This is a genomic window from Streptomyces fildesensis (assembly GCF_016107395.1).
Lineage (GTDB): Bacteria > Actinomycetota > Actinomycetes > Streptomycetales > Streptomycetaceae > Actinacidiphila > Actinacidiphila fildesensis.
In genome coordinates this window covers 1-272 of the sequence record NZ_JAAIKO010000288.1, presented here as the reverse complement: position 1 = coordinate 272, position 272 = coordinate 1, and the positions used below count along the sequence as shown (strand labels likewise).

1 protein-coding gene is annotated in these 272 nt (G+C 49.3%); it reads left to right on the top strand.

The genetic code is table 11. The features are described 5' to 3' along the window. Positions 1-272 (top strand): hypothetical protein (locus C6N31_RS44965; protein ID WP_232486380.1); only part of this gene is annotated, 272 nt, incomplete at both ends.

Genomic DNA, 272 nt, shown 5'->3' with positions numbered 1-272 from the left:
CTCAGAGTTCACCTCCGAATATCCCAGAAGACCAGCCAACCATCGATATTCCCGTTGATGCTCGCGGCTTGCCTACTCTTGATGCCCTCCACGTTGTTTTGCGCCTTGTAGAACGCTTCTTCTCTTCCCACTTGATCAACACTTTATCCCATTTTACTGGACGGTTTGAGAAGGAAGCTGCATCTACTGATGTAGCAGTTAGAGAGGAAGTACAGGCGGAATCAGTGAGAGTAGGCATGGCAATGCTGCATTCGGGTTCTCTGTTGTTGGAG